Source organism: Bradyrhizobium altum (assembly GCF_020889705.1).
In the GTDB taxonomy this organism is placed as follows: Bacteria; Pseudomonadota; Alphaproteobacteria; order Rhizobiales; family Xanthobacteraceae; genus Bradyrhizobium; species Bradyrhizobium altum.
The window spans coordinates 1-3,378 of the sequence record NZ_JACMYP010000468.1; the positions used below are offsets into that span (position 1 = coordinate 1).

General features: G+C 60.2%; 3 protein-coding genes. All 3 read left to right on the forward strand.

Features of this window, described 5'->3' with window-relative positions; all coding sequences use genetic code 11:
- Positions 1-352: DUF5372 family protein (locus H8B02_RS46310; RefSeq protein ID WP_229172374.1), on the forward strand; the 352-nt coding region annotated here is incomplete at its 5' end.
- 151 nt (positions 353-503) lie between these two features.
- The gene (locus H8B02_RS46315; RefSeq protein WP_229172375.1) at positions 504-965 is read left to right on the forward strand and encodes a helix-turn-helix domain-containing protein; all 462 of its coding nucleotides are present in this window, start codon (positions 504-506) and stop codon (positions 963-965) included.
- A gap of 285 nt (positions 966-1,250) precedes the next feature.
- Positions 1,251-3,368, forward strand: a complete 2,118-nt coding sequence (locus H8B02_RS46320; protein ID WP_229172376.1) for a recombinase family protein — start codon at positions 1,251-1,253, stop codon at positions 3,366-3,368.
- The last annotated feature ends 10 nt before the right edge of the window (positions 3,369-3,378 follow it).

Below are 3,378 nucleotides of genomic sequence, written 5' to 3' on the forward strand. Positions count from 1 at the left end.
TTGTACCTCAACTGAGAATGCAGACTCTTCGGATGCAGCGCGGCAGTTTGTGCGGGTGATGCATCCATTCCACCCATTGTTTGGGCGGCAGCTTCTCTGCGTCGGCAAACGATACAACCGGTATGGCGAACGCCTCTTGCTGCAGGGCGACGGCGCGACCGTATGGTCGGTTCCTCCGCAATGGACGGACCTTGTGAGCCCGGACGCAGAGATCGTCATGGGTCATGGACGGGCACTTTTGCGTACTTTCGACCTGATGGAGCTGGCCAGCCTGGTGAAGCGCCTTTCCGACGGGGCAGCGTTGCGATCGCGCGCAAACCGTAAGGATGATTATGCCGCACATGTAAGGTGATTAATGCCGCATCAGCCCTCTTTTGTCCGCATCGGTCCATTAAATGCAGGTTATAAATGCGCTATAGGCTACTTTCGCGACCTTGACAGCGATGAATTTGGCGGCGTAAATATATTTACGTTAACGCCTTCTTGTACGCTCGGAGCCGACGGTGCCGGCGAAGCACGACAGCAAGCGCTCAAAGATCGACGCCCTCCTCGAGGAGGGCACGCTCAATCCGACGCCCGAGAAGGTGCGCGATCCAAAGTTTCAGGGAAGCGAGTTCTTCGATCCGCACGACGCCGTGCAGGTCAAGTACGAGATGCTGCGCCGTGTCTCGATCGACAACGCTTCGGTGACGGAGGCTTCCGACGAGTATGGCGTCTCCAGGCCGACCTACTACCAAGCGAAGGCGAGCTTCGATGCCGCCGGGATTGCGGGACTGGTCCCAAAGAAGCCGGGCCCCCGCGGCCCCCACAAGGTCCAGGGCGAGGTCCTCGCCTTCCTGCAGGCGCGGCTGGTCCCGGGCGAGCCGGTTCGCGCTCGGGAGCTGGCGAGCTTGATCCGCGCCGAGCTCGGCATCGAGGTTCATCCCAGGACGATCGAGCGTGCATTAAAAAAAACTGCCGGATGAACACCCCACGACACCGGCGTGTTCGATCCTCTCGACCGCCATTGCGGCCCAGTATGAGGTGCTGCGTATGGCAGCTCTCGGCGAAGCGTTGCCGCCTACGGCCCGCAGTGGCCTCATGCTTTTTCTGCGCCGGGGCATGTGGGGGTGGGCGCAGACGCTGGCCACCGCAGCCCCCGTTCAACAGTCAGTTGCATCGTGTACTCCACCAGTGCCGCGTAACGAGCACACAGCTGTCGTTTACGTGCTCGCGACAATGGCGATGAGCACACCCGAGCGGAGAACGCCATGAAGGAGTCCCTCAAAGTCCAGCCTCACCACCTCGAACGGGGTGCTTACCTCTACATTCGCCAGTCCTCGATGCGACAAGTCATCGAGAACGTCGAGAGCGCGAAGCGGCAATATGCACTTCGTGGGCGCGCAATTGCCCTTGGCTGGCGCGACGAGCAAATAATCGTCATCGACAGCGATCAGGGCGAGTCCGGTGCATCGGCTGTCTGGCGCGAGGGCTTTCAGCGCCTGGTCAGCGACGTCGGCATGGGGCACGCCGGCATCGTGATGGGCCTGGAGGTCTCCCGCCTGGCGCGGAACAATGCTGACTGGCAGCGTTTGCTGGAGATCTGCGCACTGGCCGACACCCTGATCCTCGATGAGGATGGCGTCTACGATCCGTCAAGCTTCAATGACCGCCTCCTGCTCGGGCTCAAGGGCACAATGAGTGAGGCCGAGTTGCATGTGATCAAAGCAAGGCTGCGCGGCGGAATCCTCAACAAGGTCAGGCGCGGCGAGTACCGCTGCGTCTTGCCAACCGGGCTGATCTATGACCACTCCGGCAACGTGACGTTCGATCCCGACACTCAGATCAGGGAGACAATCGTCCATTTCTTCGACACGTTCTCTCGCGTGGGCTCCGCATGCCAGACCGTCAAGGCCTTTCGCAAGGAGGGCCTTCTGTTTCCCTCGCGTCTGCGCAACAGCGAGACCACGGTGTTTCGGACACTGACCGCGTCAACGGCGATACGCGTCTTGAACAATCCGCGGTATGCCGGCGCCTACGCCTATGGACGCCGGCGCTATCGACGAACCATCGACGGTAAGAAGACTCTGCAGCGGCGTGACCACGATGACTGGCTGGCTTGTATCCCGGATGCCCATCCCGGCTACATCACGTGGGAGCAGTTCCAGGAGAATCTCAAAATTCTCAAGACCAACGGTCGAGGATATGAAGTGGCGCGCGCATCGCCTCCTCGGGAGGGGACGGCACTGCTGCAAGGACGGGCGGTGTGCGGGCAATGCGGTAAACATTTTCGCATCCGCTACACTGCCCGGCGCGGACGGCTGGATGCCTGGTACGTCTGTGATCGCGCTCACGGCTATCGTGGCGAGCCAAACTGCCAGTCAATCGCCGGGCCTCAGATCGATAAAGCCATCGGCATGCTGATTGCCGAACAGATGACGCCGGCCGCCGTCGAGTTGACGCTCGACATCCGCAAGGAGATCGAAGCCAGGTATGAGGAAGCAGACCGGCTGCGCTGTCGGGCGATCGAACGGGCCCAAATCGAAGCGGATCTCGCTCAGCGCCGCTTCATGTTGGTCGACCCCAATAATCGTCTCGTCGCCGACACGCTCGAAGGCGAATGGAATGACAAGCTCCGCGTGCTGGCCAAAGCCCGCGACGATCGCGAGCGCGCGCGAGAGCAGGATCAGCTCGTCCTCGATGAAGCTGTTCGCGAGCGGCTGACCGCGATGACCGTCGACTTCAAAAAGCTTTGGGCAGATCCAGACACGCCGGATCGTGAACGCAAACGGCTGCTCGCCCACATCATCGAAGATGTCACCCTCATCAAGATGCCGGCGGAACGAACCACCAAAATTCATGTTCGCTTCAAGGGCGGCAAAATCCAAACGCTCACCACCATGAGCCCAAAATCTTCCGCGCAGCAGGTCAAGACGCAACCCGGTATCGTCGAGTTGGTCGACAAGCTCCTCGATAAACACATCTATTCCGAGATTGCCGAACTTCTCAACCAGCAAGGATATCGCCCGGGTGGATCAGCGCGCCCTGGCCGCCACGAGACCCGCTTCACGGCCTTGCGGGTCGCATATCTCGTCCATCGCTATGGCTTGCGCTCGCGCTATGACCGACTGCGAGATCGCGGAATGCTGACAAAACGGGAAGCCGCGGCGCGCCTTAACATCCACGAAACGACCCTCGCAAGGTGGGCTGAACATGGACTCGTTACCAGGCATGCCTACAATGCACACTATTGCCTATACGAGATTCCCACATCGAACCTGCCCCGCAAGCAATGCAGCCGATGGAATCGTCTTGTCGATCGAGCCGCCGCCCTCACGACGTCACTGGTGCTAAAACCCTCAACTGAAGCTGAAGGAGGTGTAGTATGAATGCACGTAG